We start from the raw sequence: 1,265 nt of genomic DNA, 5'->3' as shown, positions 1-1,265 counted from the left end.
GTCCGGAAGAGTGAAGCCGTAGCCCTTGGCCACGTCGAACCATTTGATCGCGCCGGCGATTTCGACAAGGTCGGCGCCCTCGCCGCCGCTGTCGCGCTTCAAGGCGCCGTCAAGGCTTCCGTCCCGCCCCGTAAAAGAGGCCTTTTCCCCCATAAGAATGCCCCCTTTTTTCAACACAACCGCAACTGATTCTTGACATCAGATTAACACCGCGGCTTCCGGTGTGTGCAAGACCTGACGTGCCTTTTTTCACCGTTGAACACTGGAATACCTCATTTGTCGTTTGCCGGCATGTCCGCAACCGGGGTGACGTGTCCTAAAATCGGACTGTGCCGCGCTCCGGCTCGGCTTGACTGTCGGATTGCCCCTCTTGCTCCGGCGTTCCGGCGATTGCCCTTTGGCCGGGTGGCCCCTATGTTCCGCCGCGACGCAACGCCCGGAGAAAGATCCCATGCGCTATCTGCACACCATGGTCCGCATCGCCGACATCGATGCCTCGCTCGACTTCTACTGCAACAAGCTCGGCCTGAAGGAAGTGCGCCGCTACGAGAACGAGCAGGGGCGCTACACGCTGATCTTTCTCGCCGCGTCGGGAGACGAGAAGAGCGGCATCGCGGAGAAGGCGCCGCTGGTCGAATTGACCTACAATTGGGACCCGGAGGACTACAAGGGTGGCCGCAATTTCGGCCACCTCGCCTATGAGGTCGACGACATCTATGCCACCTGCCAGCACCTGATGGACAGCGGCGTCACCATCAACCGGCCGCCGCGGGACGGCAACATGGCCTTCATCCGCTCGCCGGACGGGATCTCGATCGAGCTGCTGCAGAAGGGCCCGGCAAAGGCCAAGGCCGAGCCTTGGGCCTCGATGCCGAACACAGGCAGCTGGTAGGCGTTTCGCCAATCCCACGGCAATTTAACCGCCAAGCTCTGGCGCTTCGCCAGACGGCGCCTATCTATCCGCTCATGACGCCAGCTTTACGAGGCTGGCGTTTTTCTTGATCCGCCGGGAGAAATTCATCCATGCCGACCAGTCGCGCCGATGTCGCCACCGAACATGCCAGCCGCTACCTGCAGCAACTCTGCAAGCACTGGGCGCACAAATTTCCGGTCGAGTTCGACCCGCACCACGGCGCTATCGACCTGACGTCGCTGGGACGCACGGTGATGGAGGCCGATGCCAAAGCGCTCCATATCGCCGTGGCAGCCGACGACGCGACATCGCTCGAACGCCTGGAAACGGTCGTCGCCGACCACATCAAGCG

General features: G+C 61.7%; 2 protein-coding genes and 1 pseudogene. 2 read left to right on the top strand and 1 reads right to left on the bottom strand.

The genetic code is table 11. From position 1 onward, the window contains the following. Window positions 1-153: pseudogene (locus tag EOA33_RS41190) on the bottom strand (cold-shock protein); the annotation flags it as partial. A 298-nt stretch (window positions 154-451) separates the two neighbouring features. On the opposite strand from EOA33_RS41190, the gene EOA33_RS36140 reads away from it, so the two are divergent. Both EOA33_RS36140 and EOA33_RS36135 read left to right on the top strand, forming a co-directional pair. Then, window positions 452-892 (top strand): VOC family protein, encoded by a 441-nt coding sequence (locus EOA33_RS36140; protein ID WP_126054342.1) that lies wholly within the window; start codon window positions 452-454, stop codon window positions 890-892. A gap of 131 nt (window positions 893-1,023) precedes the next feature. Continuing rightward, window positions 1,024-1,265 (top strand): DUF2218 domain-containing protein (locus tag EOA33_RS36135; protein WP_127407753.1); only part of this gene is annotated, 242 nt, incomplete at its 3' end.

Source organism: Mesorhizobium sp. M4A.F.Ca.ET.050.02.1.1 (assembly GCF_003997725.1).
GTDB lineage: Bacteria > Pseudomonadota > Alphaproteobacteria > Rhizobiales > Rhizobiaceae > Mesorhizobium.
This window is presented reverse-complemented; position numbering and strand designations above follow the sequence as displayed.

Bases quoted from the DNA above. Each gene is read 5' to 3' on its own strand.
- EOA33_RS36140 (WP_126054342.1), top strand. From the start codon at position 452: ATGCGCTATCTGCACACCATGGTCCGCATCGCCGACATCGATGCCTCG.